Raw genomic sequence first — 16924 nt, 5'->3', positions numbered from 1 at the left:
AAAAAACCGAGGTATAGCCTCGGTTTTTTCTAGGTCATTGAACGATTACAATGAGCCTTTTACCGCTTCACGTTCAATGATCATGTCTTGCACATAAGCATATTTGGATTGGTCAGCCGCAGGGTTTTGAATTTCATAACGCTTCACACGTACAATCTGACGCTCTTTCGGGTTATGCTTGAAACCGTCAATATGGTTATAAAATAATGTCCAGTCTTTATCGACTTGGGTTTTTACCCCATTTTCAGCATATTTAAGTTCACGAACTTGTAGGCACTCCATACGAGCAACGCCTGTAGCACATGTTTTGGTCTCTGGTGAGATTTCTAAGAAAACAGTTTCACCTTGACTTTGATATTTCGATTCAGCTGTTTGCTTGCCTGTGAAAACAATTTTTTCACCATTCGCAGAGATCACTGTTAATGTTGGTGCTTCAGGATCATTGAGATTTAAAACGAAAGGCACTTTACGGTTGTCAAATAGGTTGGCTGCGACTTTTTCTTGTGCCATGGCTTTCGGTTCACATGCCATTTGTGTTGCCATGAGGTTACCTGTCACGATTTGATTATTTTCAACTTTCCAGCTAGTCCCCATGCCGTTACAACTGGTTGCAATCCCTAGACGACCTGCTTTGTCAAAGTTTAAAACCAAAGGCTTGGGCGCATCTGTGGTATTCGCGCTCCAATGGTAGTTTGCAAGTGTTTGATCTGCATTTTGTTGTTGGAGTACAGACACAGCGATATCTCCTACTTTTTGGATATCAGAGGATTGGCAAGCGGCCAGTGCGAGTGGGAAAAGAGCAATCGCTAAATATTTTAATTTCATGGTTACAAGTTCTTGATTTAAAATAACAAGATCCATAATATCCGATCTTCTTTTTAAAAGAATGAATACATTCAGTTCTTTTCAGTTTCAGAATGTATCCATAAATATTTTTTTTGTTAATTTATAATTAAAATTTATGTGTTAGTCGAAACGATAAATGTCCATACCCAGTGCACCCATGGTAAAGCTGCTATGTACAATATTAAAACGATGCCCTGTACCCATCGCAAAAAATATGGGCGCAAAGTGTTCTAAAGTTGGATGATTACGACGGACAAAAGGAATAGATTCCCAGTTTAAAACCGCATCATAGTCCTGATGACTGAGTTTTGCGACCACATGGTTCCGAAATGTCGATGCCCATTCAGGTACAGCTTGGGATTGGCCATGCCAAGACAGCTCAGCTAAGTTATGTGTGATACTTCCAGAACCAATCAGTAATACCTGCTGCTCACGAAGTGGCGCAAGCGTTTGTCCAATTCTATAAATCTCTTGGGCTGATAAGTTCATTGGCAGAGAAATCTCTACCACAGGAATGTCAGCATCAGGATACATATGTAGTAAAGGCATCCAAACGCCATGATCCCGCGGACGGGTGCCATTCGCATGTGCTGAAAAATTTGCTTCTGCCAACAAATTTAAGATTTCTTCAGCGAGCTGGGGTTGACCTGAGGCAGGGTAGCGAATGTCATAAAGTTCAGCAGGAAAGCCGCGGAAATCGTGCCATGTCTCAGGACGTATACCTGTACTTACTTCTAGTGCGTTACTTTCCCAGTGTGCAGACATAATAACGATGGCTTGTGGCTTTGGTAGGTTTAGGCTTAAACGGTGTAACGCAGGCCCAACTTGCTCAGGATTCAACGCAAGCATGGGGGAGCCATGAGAAATGAATAAGCCGGGGAGCGTTTGTAAGTTCATTGTGAAAGCCTAATAAAGGAAGATGGAAACAATTGTGTCAGATTCTGCTCATTTCTGTAATGTGAAAAACATCAACGTATTGTTCTGAAAATAGAACGGAAATTGACCTAGCCTGCCCGATGATAAGGATGATTATGGTTGATGCTCATCGCACGATATAGCTGTTCAATTAGCATTACGCGAACCATGGGGTGGGGCAAAGTGAGTTTAGATAATGACCAATGCCAAGCAGCCGCTTTACGTACTGCTTCAGAATGGCCATCAGGTCCGCCAATAGCAAGTACAATATCATTACCCTCAAGCATCCATCCTTTCATGGTCTCAGCCAGTTTTTCGGTACTAAATTCGCGTCCTCCAACCTCTAAAGCAATCAAGACTTCATTGCTTTTCATGGCATTCAAGATGCTATCGCCTTCAATTTGGCGATACTTAAAAATATCTGCTTCCGAGTCATTTTTGCCACGCTTTGCCATTGGCAGTTCAATAATTTGTGTCTGAACAAAAGGCTGAATACGTTTAAAATAATCTTCAAAACCAGTGAGCACCCACGCTGGCATTTTTTGACCAATGGTCAGAATACGGATTTTCATAATGAAGTATGTATATGGAGACGATTTATTATAACGGTGAAAGTATGGCTTTGCAGTGAGACGAAACAAAATGCAATTGAATTCATTGAGCCAATGTTGCTTAATTCAACAAATGAGTGGAATAAGAAATACTTGGAATAATAACAATGTGGCTCAAAATTTTAAAAAAACAGGCTTTTTTGTTGATTGTTGTACTGGGTACTTTCACAGGGCAGGTATTCGCAAGCAACGTCAAAATGGCTGATGAACAAAACTTACAGGTCTATTTGGAGCAGGTGATTGGTCAGGGCAAAGCACGTAATTATAAAAATCTCGACGAGCTGAATCGTGTCTCTGCATGGATTAAAGAACAGATGCGCTTGTTGGGTGTGCCATGCCAATATCAAAACTTTACGGCCAATCAGCAAATCTACCGAAATGTAGTTTGTAGTTTAAACGTCGGACGTGCAGACCGTGTGATTGTTGGGGCACATTATGACGTCTTTGGTGAGCAAGATGGCGCCGATGACAATGCCTCTGGTGTTGCGGGCGTGATTGAAACGGCGCGTATTTTGGCAGAGCAAAAGTCTAAACTGCCCAACAATGTGGACTTTGTGTTCTATAGTTTAGAAGAACCACCGTTTTCTAAAACTGAACAAATGGGCAGCTATGTGCATGCGAAATCGGTTCAGTCACAAAAAGATAAGATTAAAGGTGTGTATATTTTAGAAATGATCGGGTTCTTTAGCGAACAACCCATCCAAAGCTATCCTGTGGGTTTAAAATGGATTTATCCAACCCATGGTAATTTTATTGCAACCGTGAGTAATGTCAGTTCACGTGATTTAGGTACAGGCTACTGTGCTGCGATGCAGGAGTTGAATCAACTGGAATGTCAGCGTTTGGTTGCACCAAGCTTTGCCAATGCTTTCGATTTTTCAGATCATCTGAATTATTGGGAGTTTGATATTCCAGCAGTGATGATTACGGATACTGCTTTTTATCGAAATGCTCATTATCACGCCAAAACAGATCGTTTAGCCACATTAAATTTAACTAAAATGACCAATGTGATTGACGGGCTGGTGCAGCATTTATTGAAACCTTAATGGATCATTAAACAATAAAAAACGCAGTTCCCAAGTAGTGAGAACTGCGATAAAAGGTCATCCGTCTGGAGAATCAGATGACCATACGATTTTAAAAATCGAATAAAGAGAAAACATACAGCACATACATATTCCTACTATTTATATCGGGATTTTTACAAAATTTTCAAGTCTAAATTAGCTTAAAAGGTTTATAAAAAAAGCATGTACACGTGAGGCTAGAATTTTAAGTTTATTTTATTGCATAGAATGCAAACCAATCATATTTCCTTCGCTATCGAAAGCAATCACAACATAACCATATTCGCCAATAGAAATCTTCGCTTCATGGATTTTTCCACCAAATTCCATAATACGGCTAGCTTCGTTCGCACAATCTTCACATGAAAAATAGATTAGGGTACTGTTCGCGCCTGCAACAACACCAGGCATTTTGACCAGTGCTCCAGAAGCACCGTAGGCTTGCATATCTGATGGAAATGCCCACATTTGCAGTGAATTACCATCTGAAGGTGGTGTAAGTTCAGTCAGCTGAACGTTAAAAACGGATTGGTAAAATTGTTTGGCACGAGATAAGTCATCTACATAAATTTCAAACCATCCAATTGGATTTTTCATTTTATTTGTCCTACATCTATCCCTTGATTGAATTATTGTAGTTGCTCAATGTACGACGGTATGTGGAGTTCTCTACGCTGATTTGTAATAAAAAAAGAGAGCCGAAGCTCTCTCTTTTCATCATACCGAATCAGTGGCGTGCAGCTTTTTTGCCTTCATCGACTGCTTTCACAATCGGTGCCTTAACCAATGGTTCAGGCATAGATGTTAATGCTAACGGTAAAATCTCATCAATTGATTTTACTGCTTTAATCTCTAAACCCTCTTTGACATTGTCAGGGATTTCAGATAAATCACGGACGTTGTCTTGAGGAATGAAGACCAGCTTAATTCCACCACGGTGTGCTGCGAGTAGTTTCTCTTTCAAGCCACCAATACGCATTGCACGGCCCCCTAGACTGGTTTCACCTGTCATCGCGATATCAGGACGAATTGGAATACCAGTGAAGGCAGAAACCAATGCTGTCGTTAACGCGAGACCTGCAGAAGGGCCATCTTTAGGTGTTGCACCTTCAGGTAAGTGAACGTGTACATCTGTTTCATCAAAGCGAGATGCATCAATACCGAGTTCATCTGCACGGGTACGTACCACGGTCATAGCAGCAGTAATGGATTCTTTCATCACGTCACCGAGTGAACCTGTGGTGATGAATTTTCCTTTACCTTTGACCGCTGCAACTTCAATGGTCAATAACTCACCACCGACAGAAGTCCATGCTAAACCGTTGACGCGACCGACTTGAGCTTCATCTTCCGCCATACCAAAGTCAAACTTATGTGGACCTAAGTAGTCTGGAAGGTTAGCCGAAGTCACGTCGACTTGCAGATTTTTCGCCTTTTTACTGACCGCTTCTTTTACTACTTTACGGGCAATTTTAGACACTTCACGCTCTAAGCTACGCACACCAGCTTCACGTGTATAACGTTGCACGATGTCACGAATCGCTTCTTCATGAACAGTCAATTCTTTTGCGCGTAGACCATTGTTCTTGATTGCTTTAGGAACAAGGTAACGCTCAGCAATATTGACTTTTTCATCTTCGGTATAACCCGGTAGACGAATCACTTCCATGCGATCCAGTAAAGCTTCTGGAATATTCATGCTGTTGGCCGTACAAATGAACATCACTTCAGACAGGTCAAGATCCAGATCTAAGTAGTGATCGTTGAACTTACTGTTCTGTGATGGATCGAGTACTTCAAGCAACGCAGAAGCAGGGTCGCCACGGTAGTCTTGCGCCATCTTGTCAATTTCATCGAGCAAGAACAATGGGTTTTTCACGCCGACTTTCGTTAAAGACTGCACAATTTTACCCGGCATCGCACCGATATAAGTACGACGGTGACCACGGATTTCCGCTTCATCACGTACGCCACCGAGCGCCATACGGACAAACTCACGACCTGTCGCTTTGGCAACCGATTCACCCAGTGAAGTTTTACCTACACCTGGAGGGCCAACCAAACAAAGGATTGGGCCTTTAAGTTTTTTCACGCGCGATTGAACCGCGAGATATTCCACAATACGATCTTTCACGTCATCTAAGCCGTAATGATCGGTATCTAAAATTTCTTGCGCTTTGCTTAAGTTAATGCTGACTTTGCTGGCTTTATTCCAAGGCGTATCTAAGATGGCCTCGATATAATTGCGCACCACAGCCGCTTCACTAGACGCAGGTTGCATTGCTTTGAGTTTACGGAATTCGCTTTCCGCTTTTTTACGCACATGTTCGGGTAAATCTGCTTCAGCAAGACGTTTTTCAATTTCAGCAACGTCATCTTCCGCACCGCCATTCATGTCAGAAAGCTCACGCTGAATGACCTTCATCTTTTCATTGAGGAAGTATTCGCGTTGATTTTTCTCCATTTGACGCTTCACTGAGTCATGTAAAGTTTGCTCAATCTGTTGTTCTTCAGATTGTTGCAATAAATACGTCATCAGTTCTTGTAGATGGGCTTCAAACTCATCGTGTTCGAGGAATTTTTGCTTCACATCAATATTCAGTGGAACACGGGTCGCTACGAAGAATAACAATTGCAGTAAATCATCAATCTTGTTCGCTGCAGCAATCAGTTCACGTGCGTTACGTAGTTTTGCTTCAGCGTATTGTGCAAACAGGGCACGTAACTCTTGTACACGTGTTTCTTGCGTTGTTTCGTCAATGTGGACTGACATTGGGCTAAGCGCATGTTCTGCTGTGAGATAATCATTTTCATCAATGATTTTTTCTAGCTTTGAACGATGTAAGCCTTCAATTAATACTTTTATACAGTTTTCATCATTTTCATGATTCACAACTTGCACAATCTTCGCGACAGTACCGTATTGATATAAGTTGTCGTGATCAATTTCTTCTGAAAGAGAATCTTTCTGAGCAACTACAAATACTAGATTGTCACTGTTACGAGCCACATCAACTGCATTGATCGATTTTTCACGACCTACAAATAGCGCGATTTGCATGTGTGGATACACCACGACATCACGTAACGCTAAAAGTGGTAATACACTTGGAACCTGAGGCTCTAAGGTTTCTTGATTCATAATAATTTCAGACATGGGCACTCCTAATGAGTGACAACGGTGTTGCCATGTTTTTTATAGTGATGGGTATTTTAAAAAATACAAGGGCAGGTCAAAATAAATTGTATAAAAAATGACTAAACATGTGATTTTTAAGTATTCTCAACAGTCAAAAATGTCAATTTTAGCGCTTGAAGCGTAAATGTTGTTGAGGGGTCAGCAGTCCATCTAAAGGCTGATCCCATGTTTCTCGAATCAAGCGCTGTGGCACTAACTGGAAGTGATGGGCCAAACCAAGGCGAAACGGACGGTGATAGGGCGCAGAAGCCAAGGTTTTATCGTAAAAACCACCGCCCATGCCAATACGTGTGCCATAAGGATCACAAGCCAATAAGGGCATGAGCAGGAGGTCTAAATGTGAAACGTGTTGCCCACGTGTTGCCATAGGCTCTTGCATACCTAACGGATGGTGGGAAAAGCGTTTATTTTGAAATTGGTTGTGTGAAACTTTGACCCACACCAAGCGCTGGTTCATATTGCAAATCATGGGTAAATACACTGCTTTTTTCTGATGAAAACAATATTCAATAATTTTACGGGTCTGAATTTCCCCAAAAGCATGTAGATAAATACCGACATGCTTGGCCTGTTTGAATTCGGGCACGCGTTTTAAGCGCTGTAAAATTTGCTGTTCGGACTGCTGCTGTTGGTAGGAGGAAACTTGTCTGCGTTGTTTGCGAAGCTGTTTTCTGAGTTGGGCAAGTTCAATCGACATGGTGAACGCAGTCCTGAGTATCGAAAAGATAAGTGTGAAAGTGATCGCCAAGTCAAAAAAGACGGCAATTGTTTATGGTGCAATCGTTGAACCTTTTTTCAGTTCTTGCAAAATAGGGCAACAGCTATCTGTCGTGGTTTTACATTCATCCACCCAAGTTGAAAGCCGTTGTTTCAAAGCATTCAGCTCTTGAATCCGTTGATCAATTTTTTCCAGACGTTGCTGAATCACATCACGGACTTTTTCGCGGTCATCCAGTTGCAAATGTAGTAGATCTTGAATTTCACTCAACTGTAAGCCCGCATCTTTACCTTTTTGAATAAAGCCCAGAGTTTCAATATCTTGCTGGCTATAGTAGCGATAGCTTTGGGTGGTTTCAGGAATGCGCATCAGACCAATGCGTTGATAATAACGAATCGTTTCTACATTAACATGACACTGTTTTGCCAGTTTGCCGATAGTGAGCATAAAATAATCTCCAAAAGGCTTGACTCAGTACCTAGGTACAGACTTTATGCTAACACAATCAAAAAATAAAAGGTGAGTCAGAATGAGTGAGCAACACAAAACTTCTTGCTGTTCCAAAGATAAATTAGCACCTACGGTGGTAAGGATCGACCCAGTTTGTGGTATGACAGTGGCGGAAGATTCTCCACATGTGTATGAGCATCAATCTGTTCGTTATTTGTTTTGTTGCTCAGGCTGTTTAAATAAATTTGCCGCTAACCCAGAGGCTTACTTAGGCTCAGAAAAACAATCAAGCACTTGTTGCAGTAAGCCGAAAACAGATTTAAGCAATGCTTCATCTCAGGCGAAAGAGGGTAGTGCTGTAGTTATTTCCAAAGGCTGTGGTTGCGGATCCAAACCTGTGTCAGATGCAGAGAAGACCACATTTATTGACCCTGTGTGTGGTATGACCGTGACGGATTTAAGCAAACCGCACACCGAGTGGCAGGGGCAGGATTATTATTTTTGTAGTGAAAAGTGTCAGCAAAAATTCATTGCCAATCCAGAGGCTTATGTAAAGGTTGAACATTTAGATTCTGTAGTTAAAGCTTCAGGTTGTTGTGGGACGACTCCGAAAGTGGTTGAGAAAAAAGCATCCTGTTGTACGCCTAAGCCACAAACAGAACCAGATACCAAAGCCAGTTGTTGTGCACCTAAACCTAAAGCAGAACCAGCCAAAAGTAGTTGCTGCGGTGGAGGAAAGCATGAACATCATGCTCCATCTGGTTCATCCGCATTTATTGATCCTGTCTGTGGTATGTCCGTTGACCCAAATACAGAGTTAAAAACGGATTATCAGCAACAGACTTATTATTTCTGTAATCCTTCTTGCTTAGATAAGTTTAAGGCTGACCCTGAGTTTTATCTGATTCCACCCGATCAGCGTCCTGTGCCTGAAGGGGCTGCGGATATGGACTATACCTGTCCGATGGACCCTGAAATTGTACAAAAAGGACCGGGGACGTGTCCGATTTGTGGTATGGCACTCGAGCCGATGCAACCGACTTTAGATGATGCACCCAACCCAGAGTTGGTGGACTTTAGCCATCGCTTTTGGATGACTTTACCACTGACGTTGATTGTATTTGTACTGGCGATGGGTTCGCACATTCATAGTTTCATTTCACCGCATATTCAGCCGTGGATTGAGTTAGTCCTCGCGACTCCTGTGGTGCTGTGGGCAGGTAAACCCTTTATTGAGCGTTGCTGGACTTCGTATAAAACCCGCAACCTCAATATGTGGAGCCTTATTGGTGTCGGGGTGTTGGCAGCTTATATTTATAGTGTCGTGGCAACGATTTTCCCAAGTGTGATTCCAATGGAAGCCAAAACTGGGCACGGCGTTGCAGTGTACTTTGAAGCGGCCTGTATGATTGTGTCTCTAAGTTTGCTTGGTCAAATCATGGAGTTGAAAGCGCGTGCCAAAACCGCAGACTCACTCAAAGCCTTATTGAAACTGCAAGTCAACACGGCTAAGTTGGTTCAAAACGATCAAGTGGTTGAAGTGGATATTGGTATGGTCAAACAAGGCGATATTTTACAAATTGCCTCAGGTGAGCAGATTCCACTAGATGGTGTGGTGGTGGAAGGCAAAACCTATGTCGATGAAGCCATGATGACGGGCGAACCTGTACCTGTGAAAAAGCAAGTGCATGACACGGTGATCGGTGGTACGGTCAATCAACAAGGCAGTATTCGTATTCAAACCACGGCGGTCGGGGCGAATACCACTTTGGCGAAAATGATTCAAACGGTGGCAGAAGCACAGCGTTCAAAAGCGCCGTTACAACGTTTGGCCGATGTATTTGCCAAGTACTTTGTCATCATCGTGCTATTGATTAGTGTGCTGACCTTTGCTGCTTGGATGATCTTTGGTGGTGCACAATTTGACTTGGCTCTGATGTGCGCGGTGGCGGTACTGATTATTGCTTGCCCATGTGCGCTGGGTTTAGCAACGCCAATGTCCGTGATGGCCACGACAGGGCGTGCAGCGCAGAAAGGGGTACTGTTTAAAGATGCAGAGGCGATTGAAGCGTTAAGTAAGGTCAATACATTGATTGTCGATAAAACAGGGACTCTGACGGAAGGTAAACCAAGTCTTAAAGAAATTCAGTTGCTCAGTCCAAATGTAGAACAAACTCAAGTAGAACAGTGGATTGCCTCGATTGAGCAATATTCTAGTCATCCGATTGCTCAAACTCTGACTCAAATTGTCCCTGCACAGCAATTGCTTAAAGTAGCAGACTTTGAAGATGTGACTGGGTTTGGTGTCAAAGGGCAGATCGGCGAGCAAACCCTCTATATTGGCAGCCAAAAGCTGCTAGAACAACTCGGCATTACTTTAGATGATACTTTGCAAAGCCAGTTGAATCAGCAACGTGCGACAGGCAACGTGATCAGTTTCTTAAGCAATAACCAAGAAGTGCTGGCTTATATTTCTATTCACGATGCGATTAAAGCCAATGCTCAGCAAGTCATTCAACAGCTGATTGATGATGGTATTGAAGTGGTCATGGCAACAGGTGACCATGAGCAAAATGCCCAGTTGGTGGCCAAGGAATTGGGTATTCAACAAGTCTATGGCAACTGTACACCAACTGAAAAGCTGGAGATCGTGAAGAAATATCAAGCTCAAGGTAAAATTGTGGCGATGGCGGGAGATGGGATTAATGATGCACCAGCCTTAGCACAAGCCAATGTCGGAATTGCCATGGGGAACGGAACTGATATCGCGAAACAAACTGCGCAAGTCACTTTGGTGAAAGGTGACATTCGTGGAGCAGCCGATGCGCTACATATGGCGAAACTGGGTGTGCGTAATATGAAACAAAACCTTGCGTTTTCCTTTGTGTATAACGGTTTGGGTGTACCTGTGGCAGCAGGAATTTTCTACCCATTAACAGGTTTATTACTCACCCCGATGTTTGCTGCGGTGGCGATGTCACTGAGTTCGTTGTCTGTGGTTTTGAACGCTTTACGTCTGCAAAAAGCAAAATAAAACATGCTCTTTTTGAAAATCTGATTTAAACCAAAGTCCATAAGAAAGCGCTTTTGAGAAGGCGCTTTTTTATGGCGTGTGGAAGTTAAGAACGGAGTAATCTTTTAATAGATAGCCCTGCGATAATTCTCAAGTTGAAGACTCTTTCTTATTTTGCGCTGATTGAATAAATAAAATTCTCTTGAATGAGGCACTGAGTTCTCATCATTGAAAAGTTAAGAAATGGGTCTAGATAGCCCACCGCCTAAAGCTTTGTATAATTCGATTTGAGTATTCAATTTGGTTTGTTCAAGCATCAGTAGACCTTGTTGAGCTGCGTAAGCAGAGCGTTGAGCATCCAACACGGTTAAATAACTCTCTATGCCTGCTCTAAAGCGAGCCGTGGATAATTTGTAGGTGGTATCGGTCGCGGAAACCAAACGGCGTTGCGCATTTAAACGATTTTCGATATGAGCCTGTGCAGCCAAGGCATCATTGACCTCACGGAATGCAGACTGAATAGCTTTTTCATAATTCGCCAATGCAATTTTCTGTTCTGTTTCAGCAATCTTAATATTGGCTTTACGCGTTCCCCAATCAAAGATAGGAAGTTCAATACTTGGGCCAACTGACCAAGAAAAGCCACCAGATTTAAATAAATCTTTTAGTTCAGTTGAGGCATAACCTGTAGAACCTGTCAGACTAATGTTTGGATACATACGTGCTTTTGCTGCGCCAATATTTGCACCCGCAGCTTGAAGTTGATATTCAGCCGCTTTTAGATCAGGGCGATTATTGAGTAAATCACTACTTAAACCTGTCGCAAAGTTGGTCTCCATACTGATACTTTTCACGGCATGATTTGGAAGAAGGTGTTGAGGAACAACTTGCCCAGCCAATAGATTGAGTAAATTCTGTGCCTGTAATACTTGGGTTTTATACGCAGCCACATCATTTGTGGCAGTCTCTACGGAAATCTGTGCTTGACGCAAAGGGACTTCACTTTCAATACCCGCATCAAAACGTTTTTTGTTCAGATTGTATGCATCAAGTTGCGCTTTAAGTGTTTGTTCAGCAAGGTTTAAATTGGCTTGAGCATAGGCATAATCCAACCAAGCTTGAGAAACTTGGCTGACTAAACTGATCTGCGTGGCTTCTTGTGCGCTTTGCGTGGCAAAGTAATTATTCAACGCCACATCTTTTAAGCTTTTCACACGTCCCCAAAAATCCAGTTCATAGGCTGTCATACCAAGCCCGACTTGGAAAGCTGAATAAGGGTTATTGGGATTCAAAGAAGCATTGATTTGTCGAATCGCACTACCATTTGCACCAATAGTCGGTAGTTGATCATTTTTGCTGATTTGGTACTGTTGCTGTGCACGTTGAATATTCAACATGGCTGTACGTAAATCACGATTGTGATCTAAGCTGATTTCAATCACTTGTAATAATTGAGTATCGACAAAGAATTGTTTATAGCCCTGATGTGCAATCGAAATTCCTGTGTTTGTCTGTGCAAAACTCTGTGGAATATCTGATTTGATCATCGGCTGAGGTGCTTGCATATTCATACACGCCGTCATTGTCATTGAAAGCGTAGAGATGAGTAGCCCACGAGATAAGACAGTCACTTTAGACATGGTCTTCTCCAAATAATATAAAGATGAATGCAGTGGAGAGAACAGAGAAAATCGTTTGATTTTCTCTGTTCAATGCTATTTAAGATGGATTTTTTTGTTTCGAGGAAAACAGCTTTTCAACTGCACCTAGAATGAAAATGAAGAACACTGGGACAAAGAAAATCGCCAGTATCGTTGCTGAGATCATGCCACCAAATACGCCTGTACCTAAGGCATGTTGGGTTTCTGAACTTGCACCTGATGCGATGACCAATGGAATTACACCACAAGTAAAGGCAAGTGAAGTCATCAGAATCGGGCGTAAACGAAGTTTTGCTGCCGCAACAGTGGCTTCAATTAAACTCATGCCTTCTTCCTTGAGCATCTTGGCAAATTCAACAATCAAAATGGCATTCTTGGCAGATAAACCGATGATGGTAATCAAGCCGATTTTAAAGAACACATCATTCATCATCCCTCTCGACATAATTGCCACAATCGCACCGAAAATACCCAGTGGTACGACGAGCATCACTGACAGTGGAATTGCCCAACTTTCATAGAGCGCAGCGAGTACAAGGAAGACCACCAACATAGATAAACCGAGTAAGAACGCCATTTGTGATTCAGACTGTTTTTCCTGTAAGGAAATACCCGTCCATTCATAACCAATGCCTTTCGGTAATTTAGCAATCAGTTGTTCCATTTCACGCATCGCATCACCAGACGAGGTATCAAAGTTTGGAATACCTGCAATACTCAAAGATGGGCGACCGTTATAGCGATTATATTGTTGTGGTGCTTTGCTCCATTGAGGGGTGACCACTTCGGATAAAGAAACTAATTGCCCGCTTGAACCCGCTACTTTGAGATTTAAAATATCTTTCAATTGCATCCGTGCTTTGGCATCAACCTGAACAATCACTCGTTGCATACGACCCTGATTCGGAAAGTCGTTGATATACATAGATCCCATTGAGGTCGAGATGATGTCTGAGACATCAGAGAACTTCACCCCTAAAACATTGAGTTTCTCACGGTCAATTTTTAAAGAAATGTTGTCACCTTGTGGTAGACCTTCATTCCACACCATATAGAATTTTTTATTCTTGGCAGCCATTGCCATTAACTGATCTTGAGCAGCCAGTAGCGCAGGCATGCCTAAATTGGCTCGATCTTGTAAACGTAAACTAAAACCTGAAAAAGTGCCCAATTCATCAATGGCAGGCGGAAGTACCGCCATGGTTGCACCTTCTTTACTGTTCGCCATGGTTGCATTGACGGTACTGGTCATTTCGGTTGCTGTTGAGGTGCGGTCTTTAAAATCGGCAAGGGTCGTAAACGCGACTGCCACGTTTTGACCTGAACCACTAAAGCCCCAACCCAAAATAGTAGTGTTACTTTTCACATTTGGATTGTCTTTTAAGCTTGCTTCAAATTCATTCACTACATTTCGAGTACGTTCAGTAGTCGCATCCGATGGCAGTTGGAAAGAGGTGAGAAACCAGCCTTGATCTTCTTCGGGCATAAATGCGGTGGGCCAATATTTCATGCTTGCAAAGGTAATGCCCGTAATCACCACAAAGATCACCATCATCGGAATGCTATGTTTGATGACTTTAAGTAGTATTAATTCATATTTTTTGGTGACTTTGTCAAAGCTACGATCAAACCATGCAAAAAAGCCTTTCTTTTGATGATGAGCATCAATTGGTTTCAGAATGGTGGCACATAGTGCAGGAGTTAAAATTAGGGCGAGCAGGGCTGAGAATAAAATCGACACCGACATGGTCAAGGTAAATTGTTGATAGATAATCCCCACTGAACCGCTAGCAAACGCCATCGGCAAAAACACCGCAGACAGTACCAGTGTAATCCCGATAATTGGGTTGGTAATCTCTTTCATCGCTTTAGAGGTCGCTTCTTTAGGAGACAAACCTTCTGTCGCCATGATTCGTTCTACGTTTTCAACCACTACAATTGCATCATCAACGATGATCCCAATCGCAAGCACCATACCAAACATGGTCAGTACGTTGATGGAAAAGCCTGCCAATAGCATGACCGCAAAAGTACCTAACAATGCAATTGGCGCGACAATCGCAGGAATTAAGGTATAACGAACATTATGCAAGAACAGATACATTACAATGAAAACCAGAACCATAGCTTCGAGTAAGGTATGAATCACTTTCTCAATCGAAATTTTAACGAAAGGTGCAGTGTCATAAGGAACACTGATTTGCATCCCTTCGGGTAAATTGAGCTTTAATTCTTCGATTTTGGCTTTAACACCCTCCGCCGTTTTCACGGCATTCGCGCCCGGACTGAGTTGGATTGCAGCAGCAGTAGCAGGTTTACCATCTTCCAAAATGGCAAAGTTATAAGCTTGTGAGCCAATTTCAACCTTGGCGACATCAGACAGTTTGATCACACTACCATTGGTTTTACTTTTTAAGCTGATATTTTTAAATTGCTCAACATTGCCCAATTGTCCTTGTGCAGAGAGAGGTACAGTAATCAGTTGACCTTTTTCAGCAGGCATATCTCCAAGACGACCGGGTGCAATTTCAACATTGTTCTCGCGAATCGCGGTATTCACATCACTTATGGATAAGCCATAAGACACCAGTTTATTGGGGTCGACCCAAATTCGCATGGCTTTTTCTGCACCGAAGGATTGAACTTTACCCACACCTTCAACACGTTTCAGTTCTTCCACCACATTGCGAACCAAATAATCACTCAGATCAACTTCAGAATATTGACCATTCGGTGAGTTGATACCGACTAACATCAAAAAGCCTGATGAAGATGCTTCGACTTGTAAGCCTTGTTGACGAACAACTTGTGGTAGACGTGCTTCAACCGCTTTGATTTTGTTTTGCACATCGACTTGTGCCATTTCAACATCAGTACCCGGTTTAAAGGTCGCCGAGATTTGCGCTGTACCAGAGGTATCTGTGGTCGAACTATAATAAAGCAGGTTTTTAACCCCAGATAATTCTCTTTCGATCAAGGTCACAACACTGTCATTAATGGTTTTTGCCGTTGCGCCGGGATAAGTCGCACTAATGTTGACTTGAGGTGGCGCGACACTTGGAAAGCGAGCAATCGGCAGTTTGGGGATACTGAGTAGCCCAAACAGGATAATGAAAATCGCAATCACCCATGCAAACACAGGGCGGCGAATGAAAAATTGTGACATCATCATTTCGCTCCTTGAGTCATAGGTGAGGTGCTATTGTTCGATGATGGTGCTTTCCAAGTCGTGAGTTGCAGTTTTTGATTCGCTTGGATACGTTCAACCCCTTCAACGACCACTTTGTCACCTGTTTTTAACCCCCTATTGGCAATGTAATACTGCTCATATTGCTGACCCAATTCGATTGGGCGAATATCTGCCGTACCTTTAGTATTGATGACATAGACTTGTGGATCACCATTGATATTACGTTGAATCGCTTGGGCAGGGACGAGCAAGGCTTGAGGAACAGAAGCACGGTCGATATTCACGCGGACATACATCCCAGGAAGAAGTTTACGTTCAGGATTCTGCACTTCGATGCGGATGGTGACATCACCTGTCTCAGGATCAACATTGATGTCTTCAAACAGCATTTTTGCGCTGACTTTATAAGGCTGTCCATGACTATTAGAAATTCGCACAGCCTTCTCATTATTTGCCGATAACTCACCACTTTGTAGCGCAGCCTGTAATCGTTCATATTCGCTAATGGATTGTTTTACATCGACATAGACTTTGTTGATCTGTTGTACAGTCGCCATGGTATTTGTATCACCTTGACTCACCAAAGCACCTTCAGTCACGAATGATTGTCCGATACGACCTGAAATCGGTGCGCGTACAGTGGCATATTGTAGATTCAGGTTTTGACGAGTCAGCAAGGCTTTCATTTGTGCAACATCAGCCAAAGCCTGACGGTATTCCGCTTGAGCATTGCTAACTTCTTGTTTACTGATTGCATTGCTAGGCAGTAATTGTTCATAACGTGCTAGCTGAACTTTTAAACGTGCAACCTCAGCTTCTGCTTTATTGAGTGAAGCCTGATTACTATTCACATCTGCTTGAAAGATTTCTGAATTAATTTTATAGAGTGCTTGTCCTGCTTTAACTTCACTGCCTTGAGTAAACAATACCTTTTCAATAATGCCACCGACTTGTGGACGTATTTCAGCAGTACGGAAGGCTTGTACACGCGCAGGGAGGTTTTCGCTAAAATTCACCGACTGTGGTTGAATATTAAGTACGCTTACTTTTGCAGGAGCAGCTTCTGCCTGAGTTGCTTGCTCTGAGCCACACCCTTGTAGTATCAGTCCGATAGATAAAAATAATGGAAGTAAAAGATGCTTTTGCATACTGTCCAAGCCTTGGGAGTTTTTGATGTTGTCATTATTTTTGAGAAGTGTGTAACGATGATCTCTGAAATGTGGAAAAAGTGTGGAGATACACAGATAAATC

Annotated in this window: 12 protein-coding genes; 2 read left to right on the top strand and 10 right to left on the bottom strand. The window is 42.5% G+C overall.

Annotation, left to right across the window (positions count from 1 at the left end):
• Window positions 1-45: 45 nt before the first annotated feature.
• The 3 genes from ACE01U_RS01900 to rlmH form a co-directional block, all read right to left on the bottom strand.
• A complete protein-coding gene (locus ACE01U_RS01900) occupies window positions 46-825 on the bottom strand; it encodes a DUF4377 domain-containing protein (RefSeq protein WP_395553182.1) in 780 nt (259 codons plus the stop codon).
• Between the two features lie 141 nt (window positions 826-966).
• Complete coding sequence (locus ACE01U_RS01895; protein WP_395553138.1) at window positions 967-1743, bottom strand: dioxygenase family protein; 777 nt, start codon at window positions 1741-1743, stop codon at window positions 967-969.
• Between the two features lie 107 nt (window positions 1744-1850).
• Window positions 1851-2333 (bottom strand): 23S rRNA (pseudouridine(1915)-N(3))-methyltransferase RlmH, encoded by a 483-nt coding sequence (rlmH, locus tag ACE01U_RS01890; protein WP_395553137.1) that lies wholly within the window; start codon window positions 2331-2333, stop codon window positions 1851-1853.
• A 146-nt stretch (window positions 2334-2479) separates the two neighbouring features.
• On the opposite strand from rlmH, the gene ACE01U_RS01885 reads away from it, so the two are divergent.
• Window positions 2480-3421, top strand: a complete 942-nt coding sequence (locus tag ACE01U_RS01885; RefSeq protein ID WP_395553136.1) for a M28 family peptidase — start codon at window positions 2480-2482, stop codon at window positions 3419-3421.
• A 237-nt stretch (window positions 3422-3658) separates the two neighbouring features.
• Here the strand turns inward: ACE01U_RS01885 and ACE01U_RS01880 are convergent, their stop codons facing one another.
• The 4 genes from ACE01U_RS01880 to ACE01U_RS01865 all read right to left on the bottom strand — a co-directional run bounded on the left by ACE01U_RS01880 (window position 3659) and on the right by ACE01U_RS01865 (window position 7806).
• Window positions 3659-4039, bottom strand: coding sequence for a VOC family protein (locus tag ACE01U_RS01880; RefSeq protein ID WP_395553135.1), 381 nt, complete (start codon window positions 4037-4039; stop codon window positions 3659-3661).
• 130 nt (window positions 4040-4169) lie between these two features.
• Complete coding sequence (gene lon, locus ACE01U_RS01875; RefSeq protein WP_005399830.1) at window positions 4170-6599, bottom strand: endopeptidase La; 2430 nt, start codon at window positions 6597-6599, stop codon at window positions 4170-4172.
• A gap of 148 nt (window positions 6600-6747) precedes the next feature.
• Window positions 6748-7338 (bottom strand): 5-formyltetrahydrofolate cyclo-ligase, encoded by a 591-nt coding sequence (locus tag ACE01U_RS01870; RefSeq protein WP_086208418.1) that lies wholly within the window; start codon window positions 7336-7338, stop codon window positions 6748-6750.
• A gap of 72 nt (window positions 7339-7410) precedes the next feature.
• Entirely contained in the window at window positions 7411-7806 is a 396-nt protein-coding gene (locus tag ACE01U_RS01865) for a MerR family transcriptional regulator (RefSeq protein WP_110975649.1), read from the bottom strand.
• A gap of 82 nt (window positions 7807-7888) precedes the next feature.
• Here ACE01U_RS01865 and ACE01U_RS01860 point away from each other — a divergent pair, with 82 nt between their 5' ends.
• Window positions 7889-10843, top strand: a complete 2955-nt coding sequence (locus ACE01U_RS01860) for a heavy metal translocating P-type ATPase (protein ID WP_395553134.1) — start codon at window positions 7889-7891, stop codon at window positions 10841-10843.
• 215 nt (window positions 10844-11058) lie between these two features.
• On the opposite strand, the gene adeC is transcribed toward ACE01U_RS01860, so the two are convergent.
• The 3 genes from adeC to ACE01U_RS01845 all read right to left on the bottom strand — a co-directional run bounded on the left by adeC (window position 11059) and on the right by ACE01U_RS01845 (window position 16821).
• Window positions 11059-12462 (bottom strand): AdeC/AdeK/OprM family multidrug efflux complex outer membrane factor, encoded by a 1404-nt coding sequence (gene adeC / locus ACE01U_RS01855; RefSeq protein ID WP_395553133.1) that lies wholly within the window; start codon window positions 12460-12462, stop codon window positions 11059-11061.
• 79 nt (window positions 12463-12541) lie between these two features.
• Window positions 12542-15652 carry a multidrug efflux RND transporter permease subunit AdeB gene (adeB, locus tag ACE01U_RS01850; protein WP_395553132.1) on the bottom strand — a complete coding sequence of 1037 codons (3111 nt, stop codon included), beginning with the start codon at window positions 15650-15652 and terminating at the stop codon, window positions 12542-12544.
• Window positions 15652-16821, bottom strand: a complete 1170-nt coding sequence (locus ACE01U_RS01845; RefSeq protein ID WP_395553131.1) for an efflux RND transporter periplasmic adaptor subunit — start codon at window positions 16819-16821, stop codon at window positions 15652-15654. The genes adeB and ACE01U_RS01845 overlap by 1 nt, the downstream gene beginning before the upstream one ends.
• Window positions 16822-16924 lie beyond the last annotated feature (103 nt).

Source organism: Acinetobacter halobius, from assembly GCF_044130335.1.
Classification (GTDB): Bacteria; Pseudomonadota; Gammaproteobacteria; order Pseudomonadales; family Moraxellaceae; genus Acinetobacter.
This window is presented reverse-complemented; position numbering and strand designations above follow the sequence as displayed.

Coding starts and splice junctions, on each gene's coding strand:
- ACE01U_RS01900 (WP_395553182.1), bottom strand. CDS start 825: ATGAAATTAAAATATTTAGCGATTGCTCTTTTCCCACTCGCACTGGCC.
- ACE01U_RS01895 (WP_395553138.1), bottom strand. CDS start 1,743: ATGAACTTACAAACGCTCCCCGGCTTATTCATTTCTCATGGCTCCCCC.
- rlmH (WP_395553137.1), bottom strand. CDS start 2,333: ATGAAAATCCGTATTCTGACCATTGGTCAAAAAATGCCAGCGTGGGTG.
- ACE01U_RS01885 (WP_395553136.1), top strand. CDS start 2,480: ATGTGGCTCAAAATTTTAAAAAAACAGGCTTTTTTGTTGATTGTTGTA.
- ACE01U_RS01880 (WP_395553135.1), bottom strand. CDS start 4,039: ATGAAAAATCCAATTGGATGGTTTGAAATTTATGTAGATGACTTATCT.
- lon (WP_005399830.1), bottom strand. CDS start 6,599: ATGTCTGAAATTATTATGAATCAAGAAACCTTAGAGCCTCAGGTTCCA.
- ACE01U_RS01870 (WP_086208418.1), bottom strand. CDS start 7,338: ATGTCGATTGAACTTGCCCAACTCAGAAAACAGCTTCGCAAACAACGC.
- ACE01U_RS01865 (WP_110975649.1), bottom strand. CDS start 7,806: ATGCTCACTATCGGCAAACTGGCAAAACAGTGTCATGTTAATGTAGAA.
- ACE01U_RS01860 (WP_395553134.1), top strand. CDS start 7,889: ATGAGTGAGCAACACAAAACTTCTTGCTGTTCCAAAGATAAATTAGCA.
- adeC (WP_395553133.1), bottom strand. CDS start 12,462: ATGTCTAAAGTGACTGTCTTATCTCGTGGGCTACTCATCTCTACGCTT.
- adeB (WP_395553132.1), bottom strand. CDS start 15,652: ATGATGTCACAATTTTTCATTCGCCGCCCTGTGTTTGCATGGGTGATT.
- ACE01U_RS01845 (WP_395553131.1), bottom strand. CDS start 16,821: ATGCAAAAGCATCTTTTACTTCCATTATTTTTATCTATCGGACTGATA.